At 70.0% G+C, this 22228-nt stretch carries 17 protein-coding genes, 1 tRNA gene and 1 other RNA gene; 16 read left to right on the top strand and 3 right to left on the bottom strand.

Translation table 11 applies throughout. The features are described from left to right. Positions 1-155: 155 nt before the first annotated feature. From ABD264_RS09270 to ABD264_RS09295, 6 genes are all read left to right on the top strand, one after another. On the top strand, positions 156-1523 hold the full coding sequence (locus ABD264_RS09270; protein WP_344205683.1) for an MFS transporter: 1368 nt from the start codon (positions 156-158) through the stop codon (positions 1521-1523). A gap of 78 nt (positions 1524-1601) precedes the next feature. After that, positions 1602-2651 carry an NAD(P)-dependent alcohol dehydrogenase gene (locus ABD264_RS09275; protein ID WP_344205684.1) on the top strand — a complete coding sequence of 350 codons (1050 nt, stop codon included), beginning with the start codon at positions 1602-1604 and terminating at the stop codon, positions 2649-2651. Positions 2652-2795: 144 nt separating this feature from the next. Then, a complete protein-coding gene (locus ABD264_RS09280; RefSeq protein ID WP_303104661.1) occupies positions 2796-3635 on the top strand; it encodes an AraC family transcriptional regulator in 840 nt (279 codons plus the stop codon). Between the two features lie 271 nt (positions 3636-3906). Next, complete coding sequence (locus ABD264_RS09285) at positions 3907-5661, top strand: biotin carboxylase (protein ID WP_344205687.1); 1755 nt, start codon at positions 3907-3909, stop codon at positions 5659-5661. A gap of 1 nt (position 5662) precedes the next feature. Continuing rightward, on the top strand, positions 5663-6856 hold the full coding sequence (locus tag ABD264_RS09290; RefSeq protein ID WP_094393115.1) for a serine hydrolase domain-containing protein: 1194 nt from the start codon (positions 5663-5665) through the stop codon (positions 6854-6856). A gap of 2 nt (positions 6857-6858) precedes the next feature. Next, a complete protein-coding gene (locus tag ABD264_RS09295) occupies positions 6859-7713 on the top strand; it encodes an MBL fold metallo-hydrolase (protein WP_425554320.1) in 855 nt (284 codons plus the stop codon). Between the two features lie 49 nt (positions 7714-7762). Here the strand turns inward: ABD264_RS09295 and ABD264_RS09300 are convergent, their stop codons facing one another. Next, positions 7763-8476 carry a queuosine precursor transporter gene (locus tag ABD264_RS09300; protein ID WP_295107967.1) on the bottom strand — a complete coding sequence of 238 codons (714 nt, stop codon included), beginning with the start codon at positions 8474-8476 and terminating at the stop codon, positions 7763-7765. Positions 8477-8649: 173 nt separating this feature from the next. Between ABD264_RS09300 and ABD264_RS09305 the strand changes: the two genes are divergently transcribed. The 3 genes from ABD264_RS09305 to ABD264_RS09315 all read left to right on the top strand — a co-directional run bounded on the left by ABD264_RS09305 (position 8650) and on the right by ABD264_RS09315 (position 10889). Next, a complete protein-coding gene (locus tag ABD264_RS09305; RefSeq protein WP_145012015.1) occupies positions 8650-9477 on the top strand; it encodes a hydroxymethylpyrimidine/phosphomethylpyrimidine kinase in 828 nt (275 codons plus the stop codon). A gap of 150 nt (positions 9478-9627) precedes the next feature. Continuing rightward, complete coding sequence (locus ABD264_RS09310) at positions 9628-10293, top strand: TetR/AcrR family transcriptional regulator (protein WP_145012018.1); 666 nt, start codon at positions 9628-9630, stop codon at positions 10291-10293. Between the two features lie 203 nt (positions 10294-10496). Continuing rightward, positions 10497-10889 carry a hypothetical protein gene (locus ABD264_RS09315; protein ID WP_344205694.1) on the top strand — a complete coding sequence of 131 codons (393 nt, stop codon included), beginning with the start codon at positions 10497-10499 and terminating at the stop codon, positions 10887-10889. A 12-nt stretch (positions 10890-10901) separates the two neighbouring features. Here ABD264_RS09315 and ABD264_RS09320 read toward each other — a convergent pair whose 3' ends face one another. Continuing rightward, positions 10902-13646, bottom strand: a complete 2745-nt coding sequence (locus ABD264_RS09320) for an aminotransferase class I/II-fold pyridoxal phosphate-dependent enzyme (RefSeq protein ID WP_425554318.1) — start codon at positions 13644-13646, stop codon at positions 10902-10904. A 245-nt stretch (positions 13647-13891) separates the two neighbouring features. After that, a tRNA-Ser gene (locus tag ABD264_RS09325) sits at positions 13892-13976 on the bottom strand. 139 nt (positions 13977-14115) lie between these two features. Between ABD264_RS09325 and ffs the strand changes: the two genes are divergently transcribed. The 7 genes from ffs to ABD264_RS09360 all read left to right on the top strand — a co-directional run bounded on the left by ffs (position 14116) and on the right by ABD264_RS09360 (position 22198). Continuing rightward, positions 14116-14212: signal recognition particle sRNA small type (gene ffs / locus ABD264_RS09330), an RNA gene on the top strand. 63 nt (positions 14213-14275) lie between these two features. Continuing rightward, positions 14276-17917 (top strand): DNA polymerase III subunit gamma and tau, encoded by a 3642-nt coding sequence (locus tag ABD264_RS09335; RefSeq protein WP_344205696.1) that lies wholly within the window; start codon positions 14276-14278, stop codon positions 17915-17917. A gap of 281 nt (positions 17918-18198) precedes the next feature. Beyond that, positions 18199-18804 (top strand): recombination mediator RecR, encoded by a 606-nt coding sequence (gene recR / locus ABD264_RS09340; RefSeq protein ID WP_144941157.1) that lies wholly within the window; start codon positions 18199-18201, stop codon positions 18802-18804. 151 nt (positions 18805-18955) lie between these two features. Continuing rightward, a complete protein-coding gene (locus tag ABD264_RS09345) occupies positions 18956-20242 on the top strand; it encodes an aspartate kinase (protein WP_344205699.1) in 1287 nt (428 codons plus the stop codon). A 15-nt stretch (positions 20243-20257) separates the two neighbouring features. After that, positions 20258-20911, top strand: coding sequence for a MarR family winged helix-turn-helix transcriptional regulator (locus ABD264_RS09350; protein WP_344205701.1), 654 nt, complete (start codon positions 20258-20260; stop codon positions 20909-20911). Continuing rightward, positions 20904-21842, top strand: a complete 939-nt coding sequence (locus tag ABD264_RS09355) for a 3-methyladenine DNA glycosylase (RefSeq protein ID WP_425554319.1) — start codon at positions 20904-20906, stop codon at positions 21840-21842. The genes ABD264_RS09350 and ABD264_RS09355 overlap by 8 nt, the downstream gene beginning before the upstream one ends. Beyond that, complete coding sequence (locus tag ABD264_RS09360; RefSeq protein ID WP_344205703.1) at positions 21839-22198, top strand: Rieske 2Fe-2S domain-containing protein; 360 nt, start codon at positions 21839-21841, stop codon at positions 22196-22198. Before ABD264_RS09355 ends, ABD264_RS09360 begins: the two co-directional genes overlap by 4 nt. Positions 22199-22228 lie beyond the last annotated feature (30 nt).

A 22228-nucleotide genomic window follows, 5' to 3' on the forward strand; every position in this document is an offset into this window, starting at 1 on the left:
GGGTCAGGAGGCGGCGGTGCGCCGGACACGGAACGCTGCAAGAAAGTACTGATTTCAGACATCGCATGCACTGGGCCGCCGGCAGCTGATCTGGTGGGGTAGGTCTGTGAACGACGACACGTTCACACGAGACCACCCAAAGGAGTGCGGTCCTCTTGACACCTCAGAGCACACTGTCGCCTCAGGGCACACCCCTGATCTTCGGCATGCCCAAGAAGCTGGTCTTCGGCTACGTGGCGCTGGCGATCTTCATGACCGGCGACGGCATCGATCTCGTGTTCCTCTCCCGCTACCTCGTGACGGCGCAGGGTTTCACCCCGGAGCAGGCGGGACTGTGCTTCACCGTCTACGGCTTCATGGCTGCGCTCGCGGCGTGGACCACGGGGGTCCTGGCAGACCTCTTCGGCCCCAAACGCCTCATGCTGCTCGGCGGGACACTGTGGATTGCCCTGCACGTCCTGTTCCTGCTGGTGGGCATCAGCGACCCGACCCTGGCAGTGATCACCTATGGTCTGCGGGGCATCGCCTACCCGCTGTTCATGTACTCGTTCGTCGTGCTGATCGCCGAGTCCACGGAGCCCGGCAAGCTGGCCAGCGCCATGGGGTGGTTCTGGGCGGCCTTCTCGATCGGGCTGGGAACGCTGGGCGCCTTCATCCCGTCCCTCACCGTCCCGGCGATCGGCGAGATGGCCACCCTGTGGCTCAGCGTGGCGTTCGTGGGCGCAGGAACTCTGATCTGCCTGTTCCTGGTGCCCGGTGCTCCCAAGGACGCTCTGGTCAACCAGCCGCTCACCCGGGAGGAGAAGACCCGTGAGCTGCTGCGCGGCATCACGATCCTCGCGGAGAAACCCCAGATCTGCCTCTCCGTGGTGATTCGAGTGCTGTGCAACCTCACGCTGTACGGGTTCCCGCTGATGATGCCGCTCTACCTCACCGGGGTGTACTCGGACTCGCAGACCTGGTTCACGCAGGAGGAGTGGATGCGGCTGTGGGCCGTGACGTCGGCCGTCCAGATCCTCACCAACATCATCTGGGGTCGTCTCGGTGACCGCTTCGGGTGGATGCGCCAGATGCGGTGGTTCGGTTTCGTGGGCATGGCCCTCGCAACGCTGGCCTTCGGCTACTTCCCCCTGTTCTTCGGGGACAACCTGCTCATGATGTACCTCGCCGGCGTCCTGTTCTCCGCCTCCGTGACGGCCTTCGTCCCCATGGGGGCCATCTTCCCGGCTCTGGCACCCGAGCACCGAGGAGCCGCCATCTCGGCCCACAACCTGGCCTCCGGACTCACGACGTTCCTCGGCCCGGCCATCGTGACCGTGTTCCATCCGCTGCTCGGTTCGCTCGGCGTGATCTGGGTGTACGCCGCCCTCATGCTTCTCGGCACGGTCACCACGTTCTTCATCCACCCGCCCCAGCCGGGGATCACGGACGAGCAGGGCCGGGAGCTCTCACGGGAGGAGAAGGCCGCGTACCGGGCGGAGCACGGCGCGCCGGGCAGCCAGCGCGTCGTCGTCGACGCCTGACCGCCCGACAACCTGCCGGACCACCAGCCACGAACGACCCGCCGCACGGTCTCTGCGTGCGGCCAGAAGGAGACGACAATGAGCCAGACCATGAAAGCCGTCGTCCTGCAGGAGCAGGGCAGGATCACCATCGACGAGATCGAGCGCCCCGGCGCCCCGGGTCCCGGCGAGGTCAAGATCGGCATGCGCACCGTGGGCATCTGCGGCTCGGACGTGCACTACTACACCCACGGAGCCATCGGGGACTTCGTGGTCCGTGCACCCATGGTGCTGGGCCATGAGGGATCGGGAACGGTGCTCGAAGTCGGCCAGGGTGTGACCCACCTGCAGCCCGGGGACCGGGTGTGCATGGAGCCCGGCATTCCCAATCCCCGGTCGCGCGCGTCCCGCGAGGGCATGTACAACGTGGACCCCGACGTGCGCTTCTGGGCCACCCCGCCCGTGGACGGCTGCCTCGCGGAGGAGGTTCTCCACCCGGCGGAGTACACCTACAAGCTGCCCGACGCGCTGACCTACGCCGAAGGTGCCCTCATCGAGCCGTTCGCGGTCGGCATGCAGGCGGCCACCAAGGCAAAGCTGAAGCCCGGGGACATCGCCGCCGTAGTGGGCTGCGGGACGATCGGAATCCTCACGGCGATCGCGGCGCTCAACGGCGGCGCCTCCCGCGTCTACATCTCGGACGTGGCCGCGGAGAAGCTGGCCCTCGTGGCGGACCTCGACGGCATCGTGACCGTGGACGCGTCCCAGGAGGACCTGGGCGAGCGCATCCGCCAGGACACCGACGGGTGGGGTCCGCAGGCGGTCTTCGAGGCGTCCGGCGCCGCCGGCGCGTACAAGACCCTGTGGGATCTGCCTGCCCCCGGAGGGGTCCTGGTTCTCGTGGGCATGCCCACCCAGGAGGTCCCGCTGGACGTGGTCAAGATCCAGTCCAAGGAGCTTCGGGTGGAGTCCATCTTCCGGTACGCCAACGTCTACCAGAAAGCCATCGACCTTGCGGCCGGGCCGGGAGTCGACCTTTCCCGCCTTGTGACCGGCACATTTCCGGTGGACGAGTCTGTGGCCGTGTTCGACCGCGGTGCCGAGGGCCGGCCCACCGACACCAAGCTGCAGATCACCTTCGACAGCTGACCACGGCGCCTAGACTCGCCTTGCGTGGCGGCACTGCGTGTGGTGCCGCCACGCAACGCCACACCGTGCGGCAGACGAGGATGGTGAAAGGTGCGCGAAGGGTTGCCCGCTCCCCTCCATGAATCCGTTCACGAACTGGTCGTCATGGGATCAGCCAGCGCGCTCCGGTCGTTCGACCACGACTATCCCCATCCCCTGGCCCGGTGGCACCACCACCCGGAGATCGAGATCCACCTCATCACGTCGTCCAGTGGCACGGCGCAGATCGGCGACTCCGTGCACGCGTTCGGCCCGGGTGCCTTCTACCTGATCGGCTCGGGGCTGCCCCACAACTGGGTGTCATCGCTGGACCCCGGCGGCGTCGTCCACGACCGGGACGTGCTCGTTCAAGCTGATCCCGGCCTTCTCCTCGAGCTGGCTGAGCGAGTCCCAGATCTGGGGGCTGTGCGGAATCTGCTGAACGAGGCGAGGCGGGGCGTTCAATTCACGGGATCCACCCGTGACCAGGGGGAGAATGCCCTCCGGGCCATCCGAGACACCAGGGAGATCAAACGGTTCGCCCTGTTCCTGGAACTGCTGGACATTCTCGTTCGCGCCCCGGCGGAGGACCGGCGGCTGGTGTCCCAGCACATCATCGAGGCACCGTTGGGCACCTCAGAATCCGACCTGTACAACGCCGCACTGGCCTACCTCCACGATCGTCTCTCCACGGGTCTCACGCTGGAGGAGACGGCATCGCACTTGGCGGTCAGCCCATCGCACCTTTCCCGGGTGTTCACACGCGCCACGGGCGGTGGATTCTCCCGCACCGTGAGGCGGTTGCGAGTCTCTGAGGCGTGCCGCCTGCTACTGCACACGCGGGAGCCCATCGGGCAGGTGTGCTTCCAGGCTGGTTTCGGCAACCAGTCGAACTTCAACCGTCGGTTTCGGCAGGAGACGGGGATGACGCCGCAGGAGTACCGCTCCTCCGGGGCACTCGCGTGATGGGGGGGTCCTGGCTCGCGCCGGTCTCGTCCGCCCGCGCGGGTCGCGGTTCGCATGGACGGCGTCCCGCCCCCGCACGTCGCACGCACCGTCCCCATGACCAGGGCCGATATCATCCGAAAGCATGATCGCTCTGGCCCTGATCGCCGCGCGGGCTCTCCACATCACGACACGTTGTGCGCAATTACCCGTGCTCGGCTCCTCTGTGTTGCTCCTCACAAACGGCGGCCTGTATAAACGGAACTCACATCGATGCAGAGGAGTGGTCATTGTGACCGACACCGCAGGTCGTTCGGAAACTCAGGGGACTTCAGGACGGGGTGCGTCGGAGGAGGAGCTGCTGCGGGCGCAGGTCTCGCAGACCATGGCCGCCACGCCCGCCGTCGACGACGCCGCGGGGCCAGACCTCGCCACTCCCCCCGTCGAATCACTGCCGGAGGACGTGCCTGCCGAGCCGGAGACCGGCCGCCCGGGCTCCGTGGACGACTCGCCGGAGACCTCCGCGGGAGGCTACGGGGTGGCGGCGGACGCCAAGTACGTGCCGTTCGACGTCGTCGGCCCCACCCGCCGGGTGCTGCGCAACATGTCCGAGGTGCGCCACTTCTTCCGCGTCAACGACGTCCCAGTGTTCTTCGTGGGCGCCACGCCGTTCAACCTGCTGGGCCTGGACCGCTGGGTCCGCAACCTGTCCTACGTCTCGTACTACGACGGCTGGGACGGAGCCCACCCGCGCATCTTCACGCCCAAGGACAAGCCGGCCCGCGAGTTCGAGTCTGGCGAGGACATCAACAACTGGCTGCTGCGCCACCACGAGGTGCGCGCGCACATCGAGTCCCGCACGCCGCACGGCAACCGGCCCAAGATCGCCCTGGTCTTCTTCAATGAGGAGACGGAGGAGATCTGCGAGGAGCTCGGCTACGACCTGATCCTGCCCAAGGCGGAGCTGCGCGAGATGCTCGACTCGAAACTCGTGACCACGCGCCTCGGCAACGAGGTGGGCGTGCCGTCCGTGCCGAACGTCCTCACCACCGTGGACTCATGGGACGACCTGCGCGAGCAGTCCGAGGACTACGGGCTGGGCACGGACCTGGTGGTGCAGACCGCCTACGGGGACTCCGGCAAGACCACGTTCTTCATCGCCTCGGAGGAGGACTGGGAGAAGCACTCGGGCGAGATCGTGGGCCACGAGGTCAAGGTCATGAAGCGCATCAACAACGTGCCCGTGGCGGTGGAGGCGGTGCAGACGAGCGCCGGCACCATCGTGGGCCCGTTCATGACCGAGCTCACAGGCTATGCGGAACTGACCCCTTACCGCGGCGGCTGGTGCGGCAACGAAACCTTCCCAGATGTCCTGGACGACGAGACTCGGGCCGTGGCCGCAGGCATGGTGCGCCGGCTGGGCGACCGCCTGGGCCAGGAAGGTTACAAGGGCTTCTTCGAGGTGGACGTGCTTGTGGACACGGACACCAAGGACGTCTACCTGGGCGAGCTGAACCCGCGCATCTCCGGCGCCACGGCCATCACGCAGGTCACGGCAGGCGCATACGCGGACATCCCACTGTTCCTGTTCCACCTGCTGCAGTACATGGACGTCGAGGTCCAGCTGGACGTGGACGAGATCAACGAGCGCTGGGCCGAGCTCGCGGCCGTGGACGTGTGGAGCCAGGCAGTGGTCAAGGAGACCGGTCCCGGGGTGGCCCGGATCGACAAGGCGCCCCGCACCGGCCAGTACTTCGTGAACGCGGACGGCGAACTGGTCTTCCGCCGCGCGGCACTAGACTGGCACCAGCTCCAGAACTCGTCGGAAGTCTTTTTCATGCGGATCTACGGTCCCGGCGAGTTCCGCTGGAAGGGCGCAGACCTCGGCATCATCGTCTCGGTGGGACGGCTGCAGCGCGCCACGCGGGACGGGCTCGGCCTGAGCATCAGGGCCAAGCACCTGATCGAGTCCTTCCGGAACATGTACGCCGTGACTCCCCTGGTTCGCCCGGCAGGGGCCAGGGGATCCGCAGGTTTGAAGGCCTGACTTGCTGAGCGAAACCAGTAGCTCTCCTGGCGCGGGGGTCACTCTCAACAACTGGCAGACGCCCGAGCAGCTCGCGTGGTCTTTCCAGCACATCGCGGACATCCTGCCCACCGCCGTGATCTCGCGCGCCGCGGCACCCACCGCCCCGTTCGAGAGCGCACCCGCCCCCGTGGATGAGCTGCCCCTCGTCACGGTGGATGGCCGGTTCCTGACGGTGCGGGAGGTCATGGACTGGACGTACACGGACGGCTGGCTCGTGGAGCACGACGGCCGCCTGCTCGCGGAGCACTACCCGAGCGGCATGGCCCCGGGCACCCGTCATCTGCTGATGTCCGTGAGCAAGTCCCTGGTCAGCCTGGTGGCCGGCTCCCTGTGGGGCGCGGGCCTGCTGCACCCGGACGCGCCCGTGACCGCGTACGTGCCGCAGCTCGCGTACTCCGGCTACGCCGGCGCCACCGTGCGCCAGCTGCTGGACATGCGCACCGGCGTGCGGTTCTCCGAGGAGTACACGGATCCGGACGCCGAGGTGCGCCAGCTCGAGGAAGCCATCGGCTGGAAGGCGTGGACCCACCCGGGCCCGCGCAGCATGTACGAGTTCCTCCTGGGTCTGCAGAAGGTCCGGGAGCACGGCGGGCTGTTCGAGTACCGCTCGGCGGAGACCGACGTGCTCGGATGGATCTGCGAGGCCGCCGGCGGCGCGCGCATGCCTCAGCTGATGTCCCGTCTGCTGTGGAGCCGCATCGGCGCGGAGGAGGACGCCAACATCGGCGTGGACTCCACCGGCACAGGCATGTTCGACGGCGGCATCTCTGCCTCCCTGCGGGACATGGCCCGTGTGGGCCGCGTGGTGCTGGGCGACGGCGTGTCCATGACGGGCGCGCGGGTCACCCCGGCCGAGTGGATCCACGACACGCTCACCGGTGCACCGGACTCCCGGCAGGTCTTCGCAGACTCCCCCACGGACACCCGGATGCCCGGCGGCATGTACCGCAACCAGTTCTGGATTCCCCGTGAGGGCTCGGACGTGGTGCTCGCCCTGGGCATCCACGGCCAGATGATCTACGTGAACCGCCCGGCCCGCGTGGTCGCCGTGAAGCTCTCCAGCTGGCCGGTTCCGCAGGACGCGTGGATGCTGCTCAGCACCATCACGGCCTTCGACACGATCGCGGCGGCGGTGCAGGAAGGCCGCCTGTGAGCCTGGCCCGCCCCTACGAGGCCGTCCCCGGCAAGCTGCACCGCGTGAGCAGCTCGGCGGGCGTGGTGCTCGCCCCGAACCCCGGCCCCATGACGCTGGACGGGACCAACACCTGGATCCTCTCGGGCCGGGGTGAGGGCCCGGAGCACCCGCACTACGGCAACCACCCGTCAGCGCAGGGTCGCGGCGAGTGGCCCGGCCCCGACGTCGTCGTCGTGGACCCGGGCCCCGCGGACGAGGAGCATCTGCAGGCCGTCGCGGCCACGGGCACCGTGGTGCTGATCCTCGTGACGCATCGCCACGGGGACCACACGGACGGCATCGACCGGCTCCACGAGATCACCGGTGCCCCCGTGCGCGCCGCGCTGCCGCAGTTCTGCCGGGACAGCGGCGAACCGCTGCGGGACGGGGACTCCGTCCTGGCCGCCGGCGTGAGCATCCGCGTGATGGCCACCCCCGGGCACACCTCGGACTCGGTATGCCTGCGTCTGCCCCACGACGTCCCGGAGACGGTGCTGACGGGGGACACCGTGCTGGGCCGCGGCACCACCATGATCGATCACCCGGACGGCTCCCTGACCGACTACCTCGCCTCCCTCGAGCGTCTCTCGCAGCGCGCCGATGTCGTGGGCCTGCCCGCCCACGGGGACCCGTTGCCGGACCTGCGCGAGACGTGCCTGGAGCTGCTGCGGCACCGGCGCGCGCGCCTCGAGCAGGTGCGCGACGTCGTGAACAGGCTCGGCTCCGGGGCCAGCGTCGAGGCGGTCACGGACGTGGTCTACCCGGACGTGCCCGGCGGCGCGCGCCGCGCGGCCGAGCACTCGATCGCCGCGCAGCTCGCCCACCTGGACCGCTGAGCGCTCCTCCTGGGCACGACGAGGCCGCTGCCGCCGGTGCCCGCCAGCCTCACCCCTGGCTCGTGGCGGACTGCGCGTAGCCGGGCTCCCGGCGCTTGATCCAGGCGATAGCCGCGTATGTCACGGGCATGATCACGACCTCCACGAGGCACTTGTACACGTAGCCCACCACGGCGTAGTTCACGAACGCGGACCACGAGTCGATCCCGATCACGGGTGCGGCCACCGCGCAGAAGATCAACGTGTCCACGAGCTCCCCCACCAGTGTCGAGGAGATCAGCCGCGCCCACAGGTGCTTCTCGCTGGTGCGCTCCTTGACCTTGACCATCACGTAGGCGTTGAGCAGCTGCCCCACCAGGTAGCCCAGCAGCGAGCCGGCCACGATCAGCGGCACCGGGCCCAGCACCGCCTCGAACGCGGACTGGTTCTCGTAGAACGGGGCGGCCGGGAGGGCGATCACGATCCAGAACACCAGGGACGAGAACGCACCGAAGAAGAACGACGTGAGGATCGCCCGGCGGGCCGCGCGGAAGCCGTAGACCTCAGAGACCACGTCCCCCAGCACGTAGGCCAGGGGGAAGAGGAAGAAGCCGCCGTCCGTGATGACCGGCCCGAACTGCACGCCCTTCGTGGCCCCGATGTTGGAGAGCACGAGAATCACGCAGTAGCCCGCGAGGACGAGGTCGAAGTACGTGCGGGGGCGGCTTGCTAAGGCGGCCCCGCGTGCGGGAGGCGGGGCGGCGGCGTCACCGGACGGGGACACGACGGCGTGCGGCGCGGCGGCAGAAGGGCGCGGCGGGGTGGCGTGGGAAGACACAGATGTCCTTGGAGTCGAGGGACGTCGAGGGGACGTCGCCTGCCACCCGACGTCGCACCCAGTGTAGTGGGGCGTGGGGAACTCGCGGGGCCGGTGCGGGGCGGAGCACAATACTGTCCATGAGTGAAACCACACGAAACCAGCCGCCCGTCGCCATGACCGTCGCGGGCTCCGAGGCCACCGGCGGTGCCGGCGCGCTCGCGGACATCAAGACCTTCACCTCGCTGGGGGTCTTCGGCTCCCTCGCACTCACGTGCATCGTGGCGTTCGACCCGGAGAACGGGTGGGACCACCGCGTGACCCCCGTGGACCAGCAGACCCTGGCGAACCAGCTGCAGACCATCACCGCGGCATTCGACCTGGACGCCGTGAAGATCGGCATGCTCGGCCACCCGGACACCATCCGCACCGTGGCCACCGCCATGAAGGAGCTCCGGCCGAAGCACCTGGTGCTGGACCCCGTGCTGATCTGCAAGGGCCAGGAGCCTGGTGCCGCCCTGGACACGGACCAGGCGCTGAAGGCGGAGGTGCTGCCGCTGGCCACGTTCGTGACCCCCAACCACTTCGAGTCCCTCTCGCTGTCCGGGATGGAGTCCATCGACTCGGTGGAGGACCTCAAGGAGGCCGCGCAGCGCATCCACGACTCCTCGGGCGCCGCGGTGCTTGCCAAGGGTGGAGTGCGCCTGGCAGGAACGGACGCCGTGGACGTGTTCTACGACGGCTCCACCCTCGAGGTGCTCAGCGAGCCCAAGGTCAGCGAGGTGCCGGTCTCCGGCGCCGGGTGCTCCCTGGCCGCCGCCATCACTGCCGAACTCGCCAAGGGTGCCGCTCCCCTGGACGCCGCCCGGACCGCCAAGCGCTTCGTCACCGCCGGGATCCGGCACCGGTTGAGCTCGCGCCTGCCCTTCGACTCCCTGTGGCAGGGCGGGCTTGCCGCTGAGGTGTGACAGAACACCGGCACTGAGATTCCTGTAAGCCTGCCGGGAATGCCCTGTTGCGCAGGGCATTCCCGGCTCGGGTGGGGTGGAATGGAGGCAAGAACCCACGGCAGTCGGCAAGCCCTCCATTTTGCTGACAGAATCGGATAAGGTGTCGTTATGCCCCGCATCTCAGCCTCCAGCAACGCCGCACAGCGTGAGCGCACGCAGCGCTCCATTCTCGACGCGTTCGGAGAGCTGCTCTACAGCAACGGACTGACGGACCTCACGATGACCCGCGTGGCCAAGACTGCCGGTGTGGGCCGCACGGCGGTCTACAACTACTTCGCGGACATGGGCGAGCTGCTCGTGGCCTACGCCTTGGACAAGACCGAGCGCTTCGTCTCAGATCTGAACCGGGAGCTCGCCGCCGTGGAGAACCCGGTGGACCAGCTGGGCGTGTACATCCGCGTTCAGATCGAGGACCTCAGCCGCCGCCACCTGCCCCCCGGCCAGGCCATGCGCACTGTGCTCTCCCCGGAGGACTTCGCCAAGCTGGGCAAGCACGTGGCCCAGCTGCAGGCCGTGCTCTCGGAGATCCTGCAGCGCGCCATGGACGAGGGCTACCTGCCGCAGGGCGACACCGCCGAGCTGTCCCAGCTGGTGCATGGCTCCCTGACCGCCACGGCGGACCGCAGCAAGAGCGTGGAGAGCACCCGCGCCCAGAACGAGCGCACGCAGGCCACCGTCCGCTTCATCCAGCGTGGTCTCGGCGCCCAGTTCGACGCCGATTTCCACCCCGTGCGCCTGCCCGTCCAGCCCCCGGTGCTCAGCGCGGTCTCCTGAGCACCCTCCCCGAAGCACCGGCCCTCGCGTCACAATCCGTCGCAGGGGCCGTTTTCATGCGCAAACGTACCGGGTGGTCACTGGCCGGGCTACAGTTCTGCCATCCCCATCGGACGTGACGACGACGGCGCGCAGCGGCGGGCTGCCGGTCCCCCTGTGCATCGGGCTGGGTGCCGCGGTCGTCCGGAACAAAGGACCCTCTCATGGTCACTGTCTCCACCCTTCGCCGCTCATCCGCCACCGCCCTCGCGGCGCTCGTGCTGACGGCGGGCCTCTCCGTTGCCGGAGCCGCTCCCGCGGAGGCCGCCACTGTGCGGCCCTGCCAGGCAAGCGTCTCCGTCAAGCAGCCGCGCCAGTACACGACCACCGTGGTCAACGTGTCCAAGGTGGGCAACGGCGCGAAGGTCACGACGAGCGCCCGCTACAAGACGACCACAAACACCAAGTCCACCAAGGCCTCCACCCGTGGCACGGCCGCCGTGCGCTATCCCATTGCGGGGGCAATGCCGGGTCGCACGGTGCGCGTGGACGTCGTCGCCACCGGCGGGGGCACCACCTGGAAGTGCTCCACCACGTTCACGCCGCGCCGCAAGTAGGCACGGAGCGGGTCATCGGCGCATGATGCGGTAGCCGCGGCGGGGGTCGTAGCCGTGGACCTCGCGAGTGTCGAGCACAGCCATGAACGCGAGGACCTCCGCCGTGATGGCCTGGCCCGGCACCAGGATCGGGAAACCGGGCGGGTACGGCGTCACGAAGGCGGCCGAGACGGGTTCCTCGCCGCGCGCCACCCGCTCGCGCAGCGTGTCTCCCAGCACGTACTCCACGGCCCCGCGCTGACCTCGGTAGAAGGCGGCGCGCATGTCCCCGTCCGGCAGCACGCCGTCCGTGGCGTAGGGCGGGGCGAAGGAGCTGAAGTCCGGCAGAGGCGGCATCTCCCGCTCGTCCCGGGCGACGACGCTCGGGGCGCTCTGCGCCCAGTCCTCCTCGAAGCGTTCCGCGAGCTTCACCAGCACCTCGATGAGGTAGGCGATCGCGCTGCGGGAGGTGCCGATGTTCGTCATGAACAGCACGGTGTTGCGGCTCGTCTTGTTGACCTGGATCCCGTAGCGGTCCATGAGGTACTCGTGCTTGAACGTGTCCCCGTCCACACCCGTGCGGCTGATCTCGATGGTGATGCGTGAGGGGTCCACCACGAACTCGTCCTCGGCCCACGCCTTCCACATGGACGCCGTGCCGTCCCGCATGGGCATGGGCCGCTGGGTCTGCCGGTTCTCCGGCGGGATCAGGTGGTGTGCCGTGAGCACCGTGAAGGTCCTGCGCAGCAGCGGGTGCCGGGCAATCGCCTGGGCAAGACTCGTGGCGAGGTCCAGCTGCTTCTGCACGAGCTCGTAGCCCTCGAGCTCCACCTGCCGGCGCCCGATGTCCAGGGACGCGAGAATCTGGTAGTTCGGGGAGGTCGAGGTGTGCGTCATGAACGCCTCGTGGAAGGGGTCCTCCGCCTCCCGGAACCACTCCTGGTCGTAGACGTGGATCATGGACCCCTGCCGCAGCGCGGTGAGGGTCTTGTGCGTGGACTGCGTGGCGTACACCCGGATCTGGGCGTCCGGGGCGGGCACGAGCCGCTCGGCAAGCCAGACCTCGTCCGGTGCGGGGGTGCCGTCCGGGGCGTAGAGCCGCTCCTGCTGCTGCCGGTGGGCGGCCTCGTGGGCGCGGGTGCCGAGCCGGCGCTCGAGCCTGCGGGCTGAGGCCATGGCCGTACGCCGTCGTGTCACGGGGTGGAACGCGGCGAACGCAAACCACGCCTCGTCCCACAGGAACACGAGGTCGGGCTTGATGGCCAGACACTCCGCCATGACCCGCTCGGGGTCGTAGACGATGCCGTCGAAGGTGCAGTTGGTCAGCGTGATCATGCGGACCTCGCCCAGGCGGCCCTGCGCACGGTAGTCCAGCAGCAGCTGCTTGATCCGGCTCAGTGGGACGGCCCCGTAGAACGCGAAGTCGTTGAGCGGGTACGCCTCCAGGTAGGCCGGTCGGGCGCCGGTGAGCATCACGGCGTGGTGGTGGGACTTGTGACAGTTGCGGTCCACCAGCACCACGTCGTTCGGCGCCGTGAGCGCCTGGTGCACGATCTTGTTCGCCGTGGACGTGCCGTTCGTGACGAAGAACGTGTGCTTGGCCCCGTATGCGCGGGTGGCCAGGTCCTGCGCCTTCTTGATCGCCCCGGTGGGTGCGAGCAGCGAGTCCAGCCCGCCCGACGTCGCGCTCGTCTCCGCGAGCAGCAGGTTCAGTCCGTAGAAGTCCGAGAGGTCACGGATCCACGGGGAGGACATCACCGAGCCACCACGAGCCACCGGCAGCGCGTGGAACACCCCCACGGGGCGCCGGGCGTGCTCCTGGATGGCTGAGAAGAAGGGCGTGTCGTAGAGGTGCGAGACCCGGCGCAGCAGAGACAGGTGCAGCTCCAGCTGGTCCTCGCGCCGGAACACCCGCCGGAACCGCCGGGTCAGCGCCCCGGCCAGGTCCTCGATGTGCGCGCCCGCCACCAGGTAGAGGTCGAGTTCCGGACGCAGCCCTGAGAGGGTGTCCGCCAGCCCGAGCACCCGCTGCACTGACGCGAGCGAGCTGCGCCCGGACGCGGCCCCCGGGACCACCTGCTCGCGCGCCAGGCGGACGGTCTCCGTCAGGTCCTTGCTGAACTTCTCCCGCGTGTGCTCACTGAAACCGGGGCGCAGCACGCACGCAAGGATGTGCGGGTTCGTGAGGACCGCTGCCACGGCGTCGTCCGCGGACGGGACGATCACGTAGTCGTAGACGAAGTCGTCCGCGGGGTTGCGCAACCGCAGCGTCTCGACGCGCAGGGCGTCCCTGTCCTGCGGCCGGATCTGGTCGACCACCAGGACCTCGAAGCGCGGCCGGGTCTCCTCGTCGTTGAGCTGCTCCGCGCGCTCCTGCTCGTCGAGGAAGTCGTCCCGGGGCTCCTCCGGGAGGGAGTCCCTGCGCAGCCGCCGGACCACGCGCCGGATGCGGTCCTGGGCGGTAGGGTAGTCGCCCGCCTCGAGCAGGTCGCGGATGGCCATCACGTAGCGCTGCCCGAAGCCGCCCCAGTAGAGCTCGATGGTCTCCAGCGCCCGGAGGTTGCGCTGGATCTCGCCGTCGCCCGCGAGCGCCTCCGCGTGGTCGTGGTCCGTGGCCAGTCGCTTGACCGCGAACCCCAGATACTCCCAGCAGTCGCTGCGCAGCCGCCACGTGGACACCGGCGTCCCGGGGTCGCGCTCCATGGGGGCCGGGCGGGCGGAGATCCCCCGGGAATCCTGCGCGCGCGGTGCGGCGGCGTCGTGCGGCCGTGGTGTCATGGTTCCCCGATCATCGACTGTGTCCTGGCTCACGGTCAAGGATACGCACGGGGGCTCCTGTGGCCCGGGTCTGCGGCGGGATGTGAACCTACGGGCCCGGGTCGGGGGACGACGGCGCCCGAGGGCCTGGAGAGTCGGGGATCGGAGCCCCGGCACCTCCGCAACCCCGGGAGTCCAGGGGTCCCGGGGCGTACGAAAATACCCCCTGACCGGCATTTCTGCGGGTCAGGGGGTATTTCCTGCGGCGGAGGATGGGGGATTTGAACCCCCGAGGGCGTTAACCCAACACGCGTTCCAGGCGTGCGCCATAGGCCGCTAGGCGAATCCTCCAGGCATGCACGTGCGCCACTGACGCGGGCAACGTGCGGAAATCAGCATAGCGGAGGTCGGGCGCTGGACGCGAATCGCCGTCGCCACCGGGTGGCGGAGGGGCGGTTCGAACTCCTGGCGTGAGTGGGCTAAAGTATGGGTCAGCCCCTCGTGTGGCGCCATCTCGTAAAACTCCCCCAGGGCCGGAAGGCAGCAAGGGTATATGGGCTCTGGCGGGTGCACGGGGGGTCTTCTCATTCCCGCTCCCCACCCCCGCGAGCACCCGGTGCGTGTCCGAGACCCCCGCTAAGGTTTCCTACGTGACTACAGCCCTGTACCGCCGCTACCGCCCGGAGACCTTCGAGGACGTCATCGGTCAGGAGCACGTGACCGAGCCCCTCATGACGGCTCTGCGCAAGAACAGGGTGAACCACGCCTACCTCTTCTCCGGGCCGCGCGGCTGCGGCAAGACCACCTCGGCCCGCATTCTCGCGCGCTGCCTGAACTGCGCGGAGGGCCCCACTGCCACGCCCTGCGGCCACTGCGAGTCCTGCCGGGACCTTGCCCGGGACGGTGCCGGCTCCCTGGACGTCATCGAGATGGACGCCGCCTCTCACGGCGGCGTGGACCATGCCCGTGACCTGCGCGAGCGCGCCACCTTCGCGCCCGTGCGGGACCGCTACAAGATCTTCATCATCGACGAGGCTCACATGGTCACGCGCGAGGGCTTCAACGCGCTCCTGAAAATCGTGGAGGAGCCGCCGGAGCACGTGAAGTTCATCTTCGCCACCACGGAGCCGTCCAAGGTCCTCACCACCATCCGTTCCCGCACGCACCACTACCCGTTCCGGCTGGTGCCCCCGGAGCCGCTCATGACGTACCTGGAGCAGCTGTGCCGGGAGGAGGGCGTGGCCACCGAACCGGGTGTGCTCTCCCTCGTGGTCCGCGCCGGCGGCGGCTCCGTGCGCGACTCGCTCTCCGTGCTGGACCAGCTCATGGCCGGCTCGGACGAAAACGGCATCACCTACGACCTCGCCGTCGCCCTGCTGGGCTACACGCACGCCGCTCTGCTCGACGACGTCGTGGACGCCTTCGCCGCCGGGGACGCCGCCACGGTCTTCTCCTCCGTGGACCGGGTGATCCAGACGGGCCAGGACCCCCGCCGCTTCGTGGAGGACCTGCTGGAACGCTTCCGGGACCTTGTAGTTGTCAACGCGGTGCCGGACTCCGCGGACAACATCCTGCACGGCATGCCCACGGACCAGATCAACCGGCTGCGCAACCAGAGCACCCAGCTGGGCGCGGCGGAGCTGTCCCGGTCCGCGGACATCATCAACGAGGCGCTCAACGAGATGACGGGCGCCACCTCCCCGCAGCTGCACCTGGAGCTGCTGTGCGCGCGGATCCTGCTGCCCGCCGCGGACCACACCACGCGCGGCATCACCTCCCGCGTGGACCGGCTGGAGCGGCGCCTGAGCATTCCGCGCGGAGCCGGGATCCGGCAGGGAACGGGGCACACGGCGTCGTCGTCCGCCGGGACTGCGGCGCCCGAATCTGCAGCGCCGGAACCCGCTGCGGCCGCGCCCCCTCCCACGGTGACAGCGGTCCTCGGGACCTCCTCGCCGGTCGTCGAGCAGCCACGCCGCGAAGAGCAGGACGGGCCCTCGCTGCCGGTCGCCCCGGACGGCTCAGCACCGGCCGGCGCGGGCGGGAACGGCTCGGCCGAGGGACGGCCCGCTGAGCAGACCCCGGATGCCCAGGAGCCCACCGACCCGCAGGACGAGTCCGAGGAGACGGAGGGCAGCGCCCACCCCGCGGCGGGTGAGCCCGTGCCGGAGCAGGCCCGCGGACCCCAGGCGCAGCATCCCCCGGCCGATGGCACCGTCGACGTCTCGCAGCCGTCCTCGCGCTCCGGTTCCGGGGCGCAGGAGGGGCCGTCCCGTCCAGCGCAGCCGCACGCACCCGCCGCGCCGTCGGACTCGGGCTCCGGACCCGGCACTGCGCGCCCCCAGGACGACGCACCCGCCACACCCTCGACCGGCGCCCCCGCATCCGACAGGTCCACGTCCAGCACGTCGGCACCCGTCGGTGCCTCCACCACGGACGACGTCTCCGAGCGCACCGCCTCCCGGGAGGCCGCCCCGCAGCCGCCGCAGGTTCCCGACGAGCAGAGCGCGCCGAGCGACGTCACCAGCGGGGAGCTCGAGCTGCTGCGCTCCTCGTGGCCCGAGATTGTCTCCGCCCTGGCGGAGATCCGTCGTGTCGCCTGGGCCATCACCGTGCGCGGGACACCCATCTCGTACGAGAACGGCACGCTGCGGATCGCGTTCGAGGGCGACGGCGACATCCTCAACTTCCCCCGCTTCGAGGCGGACGTCCGCACCGCCATCCAGACCGTCGTGGGCCTGGACTGCGCCGTGGAAGCCGTGCGCCCCGGAGACACACAGGGCCGCTCCCGGAGCCAGGAACCCGGAGGCCCGGGCCCCCGTCCAACCACCGCCCCCGGCGGGTCGAACGGGTCCCCCAACCGGCCGAACGGGCAGAGTCCATCCGGCACTCAGGGTTCCTCGCGTGGCTGCGGCCCGTCAGGAGGAGTGCCGGCCGCACGGGCACCCACCGGCGGAGGCTCCCGCGATCAGCCCGACTACTTCCGCGAGCCCGAGGGATTCGGTGTCAACCGCCGCCGTAGCCCGCAGAATCGGGACACCGCTCCGTCGCGGACCGCCACCGCTCCCGCGGAGGACGACGAGCCCGTCACGTCATGGTCCGTCGCCGCCATCCCGCAGCCGGGTTCCACCACGACGCCGAGCACGGGCCCCGGCGCCACCTCCGACGCGCCCGACGTGGCCCACGCTGCTGACGCTGCGGCTATGTCCGGCCCCCCGGGGGGCGAAGATTCCACGTCGGAGCGCCCCCGGCGGGAGCACGGTGGGCCCGAGCGGAGTGCGGCCATCACGCCCAACGCTGTCGGCTCGGAACCTTCTGACCACGGGGATCCCACAGATCCCCCCGCGGTGGCCGCACAGCCGGACGTGCCGGGATCCCCTGCGGGGGAGCTGGCTGAGGGAGAGTCCGCAGAGGCGGTAACCGAGGACCCCGGGCTGGCAGCGCCGGGGACGTCCGTGCCCGGTCCGATGTCGTCGGCCCCACCGTCATCCCAGTCCGAGTCCTCGCAACGGTCCGGAGGATGGTCTCAGCCCGGGGGCTCTGCCGCGACCGGAGCCTCGTCTCGGACCGGTCAGCCCGTGGATTCTTCCCCCTCCGGATTCCCGCACCAGTCCTCGCCTCAGTCATCGCGCGGGACAGATCGTCACGCGGACCGCGGGCCAGAGTACTGGAGCCCGGACGAAACCCCGCCTCCCCCGGAGGACGAGCCGCCCGCGGACATGTACGACGCCCCGCTCAGTCGGACACGACCGGTCCTGCACCGGGGCACCTCGGCAGCAGATCAGGCGGCGGCCCCCGGATCCGGAGCCCAGGTATCGGCGAGCACCGGTGTTGGCGGCGCAGGGTCGGGCTCCGGCGCTGGCCCTTCCCCCCGCCCCGGAATGAACGACGCTCCTGGCACCGGCGAAGGCAGTGACAGTGACAGCCGCAGCCCCGGTGCCACCGGCATTGGACGGGGCACCGGCCCCAGCAACGGCAACGGCAACGGCAACGGCAACCAGGGTGGCGATACCGCATCTGCGGGCTCGCAGGTCAGACCCCCGGGGAGCCGCCCCAGCTGGCGCGAACGCCACGCGGCCGCGATCGCCGCGGCAGGTGGCACCAACCCCGGGGCTGCGGACCACCACGGCCGACAGCGCGGCGAGGGTTCCGGCAGCGGCGTCGAGGACGAGAACTTCGTCCCCGGTGCGGACGACGAGTCCCTCGAGGACTCATCCCTGTACGGTCGGGCCGCGATCGAGCGGATCCTGGGTGGCATGCTGATCGACGAACGAGCACACGACGCGAACCAGTGAACCGTGCGCCCCGTCCCCGTGTGCCGAGCGCACAGGCCGCAGCGGGATGGGGATCCCGGTCCTGTCCCCGGAGCGCGCCAGCCCGGGGACAGGACGTGGTCCGGCCCTCCGGAGCAGACAAGTTGCACCCGCGCACGGGGCACAGGGCACAGGGCACACAGCACAAATTCCACGATCCAGCACGCGGAGCCCGGATCCCGGAGCGCAGAGCCTGGGGCGAGCGAACGGGGCGGCGTCATCGAGCGGGCGACTCCCGCACCGCAGACTACTGAAGGAGCAGGGTGTACGAAGGACCGGTTCAAGACCTGATCGACGAGCTGGGCAGGCTGCCCGGCGTGGGCCCGAAGTCCGCCCAGCGCATCGCGTTCCACCTGCTGGACGCGGACAAGGATGAGGTCCAGCAGCTCGTGGACGCAATCACCACGGTGAAGACCTCCGTGTCCTTCTGCGTGATCTGCGGCAACGTCACCGAGCAGGAGGAGTGCGCCATCTGTCGTGACGCCCGCCGGGACCGCAGTGTGATCTGCGTGGTCGAGGAGTCCAAGGACGTCATGGCCATCGAACGCACCCGCAGCTTCCGGGGCCTCTACCACGTGCTCGGCGGTGCCATCTCCCCGCTGCAGGGCGTGGGCCCGGACCAGTTGCGCATCCGTGAGCTGATGACCCGCCTGTCGGACGAGACCGTGCAGGAGATCGTCCTGGCCACGGACCCCAACCTGGAGGGTGAGGCGACCGCCACCTACTTGTCCCGGCTGCTGAAGACCCTCGGCATTCGCGTGACCCGCCTGGCGTCCGGACTGCCCGTGGGCGGTGACCTCGAGTACGCGGACGAGGTCACGCTGGGCCGCGCGTTCGAGGGACGCACGGTGGTCTCCGAGGCTGGCTGACACGCGGCGTCGGGCCCGGAAGTCACCGCCGACGTGTGTGACCTGCGCCGTCCCACCGGCTCGGGGCCGCGGCGGGTGAGCCGATAGCATGGGCACTGATCCCCGTCACCACCCGCCCGTCGGGATGCGTGCCTGCCCGTGAGAGGAATGCATGAGCCTCATTGTCCAGAAGTACGGCGGTTCGTCCGTCGCCGATGCCGACGGCGTGCGTCGGGTCGCCCGGCGGGTCGCCGAGACCAGGAACGCCGGGCACCAGGTCGTGGTCGTGGTCTCCGCCATGGGCGACACCACGGACGACCTGCTGGATCTCGCCAACGAGGTCGCCCGCACGCCACCGGCCCGCGAGTTGGACATGCTGCTGACCTCTGGGGAGCGGATCTCCATGGCGCTGCTGGCCATGGCCATCTCGGACCTCGGGGTGCCCGCGCAGTCGTTCACCGGCTCCCAGGCCGGGATGATCACGGACGGCGCCCACGGGGCCGCGAAGCTCGTGGAGGTCAGCCCGCTGCGCGTGAGCGAGGCGCTCGAGGCCGGCAACGTGGCCATCATCGCCGGCTTCCAGGGCATGAACCGCACCTCCAAGGACATCACCACGCTCGGCCGTGGCGGTTCGGACACCACCGCCGTGGCTCTGGCCGCCGCGCTGGACGCGGACGTGTGCGAGATCTACTCGGACGTGGACGGGGTCTACTCCGCGGACCCGCGCATCGTGCCCTCCGCCAGGAAGCTGGACCAGGTCTCCTCCGAGGAGATGCTCGAGCTCGCGGCCAACGGCGCCAAGATCCTGCACCTGCGCTGCGTGGAGTACGCCCGCCGTTTCGGCGTGCGGCTGCACGTCCGCTCGTCCTTCACCCACAACCAGGGCACCTGGGTGATTCCCAGCCCCGATGAGATGCCCACGCCCCAGAAGGAGATTCCCTTGGAACAGCCGTTGATCGCCGGTCTCGCGCATGATCGCAGCCAGGCCAAGATCACGATCGTCGGAGCGCCGGATCACCCGGGCATCGCCTCCCGGATCTTCCGCCTGCTGGCGGACTCCAAGGTCAACGTGGACATGATCGTGCAGAACGTCTCCACGGGCGAGCACCCCCTCACGGACGTGTCCTTCACCCTGGACGAGTCCCAGGGTGAGCTGGCCATGAACCTGCTGCGCGCCGCCGAGGAGAAGATCGGCTACACCCGCCTGGACTACAACAGCGAGGTGGGCAAGCTCTCCCTGGTGGGCGCGGGCATGAAGACCAACACGGGCGTGGCGTTCACGTTCTTCGAGGCCCTGGCGGACGCGAACGTCAACGTGGACATGATCTCCACCTCCGAGGTGCGCATCTCGATCGTCACCGGCGTGGACAGACTCGACGACGCCGTGCGAGCCGTCCACACCGCCTTCGGCCTGGACTCGGACGAGACCGCCACGGTCTACGGCGGCACGGGACGCTGACCCGGGCTTCCACCCATGGCCTCTGACACCTCCGACCGCGCGACCTCCGGCATCCCCGAGAGCACGGGCGCCCCTGGCACCCCGGGGGCCGACGCCGTGCGAGGCCCCGCTGGTGCCCCGGCGCACGAGACCGCCCCAGGGCCCGTGACAGCCCCGGGGAGTGACGCCGCCGCGGGGCCCGACGCCGCTCGGGCACCAGACGCGCGCCCGGAACCGGAGCAGGGCGCCGTCGAGGACCCGCTGGCCCTGGCCAACCAGCTGTGCTTCTCGCTGTCGGTGGCCTCGCGCACGGTGGTGCAGAGCTACCGCCCGGTCCTGGAACCGCTGGGGCTCACGCACCCCCAGTACCTGGTGATGCTCGCGCTGTGGGGCTCCGCCCCGCGCACGGTGAAGGACCTCGCGGAGCAGCTGAACCAGGACTCCGCCACCATCTCGCCGCTGCTCAAACGGCTCGAGGCCCGGGGGTACGTGACGCGCGAGCGCGATCCCCACAACGAGCGCGCACTGGCCGTTGCCCTCACCCCGGAGGGCACGGCCCTGCGGGAGCGGGCACGGGAGGTCCCGCTGCGCATGATGCAGCGGCTGAACATCGGCCCGGACCAGGTGCACGCCCTCAACGAGCAGATGCACCGGCTCATCACCAGCGCCCGGGACCTCGGCGATGCCTGAGCCCACCTCAGGCGCAGCCAACCTGCTCACGTGCATGCCCCGCGAGGAGTGGACCCGCCGTGCAGAGGCGCACGAGGCGCGCGTGAGGCCGTGGACCCAGCCCTTCCTGGACCGGCGGTTCCGCGGGGAGAAGCACCCGGTGGAGGACTTCCTCTTCACCTACTACACACTCTCCCCCGGCCAGTTCACGCGCTGGCACCCGGGCCCCGGGGTGGTCCTCCTGGACGCCCCGGAGCGCGAGGAGTGGACGTTCTACCGTGCCGCCACGTCCGCGGAGCTGACGGCGGCGGGCGCGCCCGAGGGCGCGAGCGGCGTCGTCGTGGCGGCCGAGGCCTTCCTCACCAAGCGCGAGACGGCGGTGCGGTTCACCCGCGAGCTGCTCGGCAGAACAGCAGCCAACCCCGCGACCTTCGACTGCTTCGGGCTGCACGAGTGGGCCATGGCGTACCGGGCCGAGAGCAACGGGGTGCGCCACGAGGACGCACCCCTGCGGCTGGGAGCCGAGGGCACGGACGAGGTGGTGGAGACCCACAGGATTCGCTGCTCCCACTACGACGCGTTCCGCTTCTTCCAGCCGCAGGCGGTGGAGCGCAACCAGCTGCAGCCCACCCGCGAGACGCAGCGCAGGATGGAGCAGCCCGGCTGCCTGCACGCCACCATGGACCTCTACAAGTGGGCGTACAAGCTGCTGCCGGTCGTGGACTCGGACCTGCTGGCCGACTGCTTCGAGCTCGCGTGGGACGTCCGCGCCACGGACATGGCGGCCTCCCCCTACGACCTCCAGGACTGGGGCGTGGAGCCCGTGCGCATCGAGACCGCGGAGGGCAAGGCAGAGTACGTGCGCCGGCAGCGTGCCTTCGCCGTGCGCGGTGCCGCGCTGCGCCCCCGGCTGGTGGCCGCCACGGACCGGCTGCTGGCGGTCGCGGCGTGAGCTGGCACGAGGTTCCCGACGCCGCCGCGGTCGCCCGGGCGCTCGCGGAACCGCTCAGCGCGGTGCCGGTGCGCGTGGCCGGGCGGGAACTGGTGCTCACCAGGGACGGGGATGGACGGCTGCGCGCCCTCACGAACGAGTGCCCCCACCAGGGCGCCACCGTGTGCCGGACTGCGAGCTCCGGGGAGGACCACCTGGAGTGCCCCAACCACTTCTGGGTCTTCGACCTCGCGGGGACATTCGAGGGCTCGCGCCTGGCCCTGGCCGCCGGACGCACCGCGCCGCGGGACCCTGCCAAGGACCTCGCGGGACACCCGTGCCGGGAGGTGGGCGGCGGCGTCGAGGTGCAGCTGTGACTGTCGAAACACAGCGGTGAGCGTCGAGGG

The organism is Kocuria salsicia (assembly GCF_039532055.1).
In the GTDB taxonomy this organism is placed as follows: domain Bacteria; phylum Actinomycetota; class Actinomycetes; order Actinomycetales; family Micrococcaceae; genus Kocuria; species Kocuria salsicia.

Bases quoted from the DNA above. Each gene is read 5' to 3' on its own strand.
- ABD264_RS09345 (WP_344205699.1), top strand. From the start codon at position 18,956: ATGAGCCTCATTGTCCAGAAGTACGGCGGTTCGTCCGTCGCCGATGCC.
- ABD264_RS09315 (WP_344205694.1), top strand. From the start codon at position 10,497: ATGGTCACTGTCTCCACCCTTCGCCGCTCATCCGCCACCGCCCTCGCG.
- ABD264_RS09275 (WP_344205684.1), top strand. From the start codon at position 1,602: ATGAGCCAGACCATGAAAGCCGTCGTCCTGCAGGAGCAGGGCAGGATC.
- ABD264_RS09320 (WP_425554318.1), bottom strand. From the start codon at position 13,646: ATGACACCACGGCCGCACGACGCCGCCGCACCGCGCGCGCAGGATTCC.
- ABD264_RS09305 (WP_145012015.1), top strand. From the start codon at position 8,650: ATGAGTGAAACCACACGAAACCAGCCGCCCGTCGCCATGACCGTCGCG.
- ABD264_RS09280 (WP_303104661.1), top strand. From the start codon at position 2,796: ATGGGATCAGCCAGCGCGCTCCGGTCGTTCGACCACGACTATCCCCAT.
- ABD264_RS09310 (WP_145012018.1), top strand. From the start codon at position 9,628: ATGCCCCGCATCTCAGCCTCCAGCAACGCCGCACAGCGTGAGCGCACG.
- ABD264_RS09355 (WP_425554319.1), top strand. From the start codon at position 20,904: ATGCCTGAGCCCACCTCAGGCGCAGCCAACCTGCTCACGTGCATGCCC.
- ABD264_RS09350 (WP_344205701.1), top strand. From the start codon at position 20,258: ATGGCCTCTGACACCTCCGACCGCGCGACCTCCGGCATCCCCGAGAGC.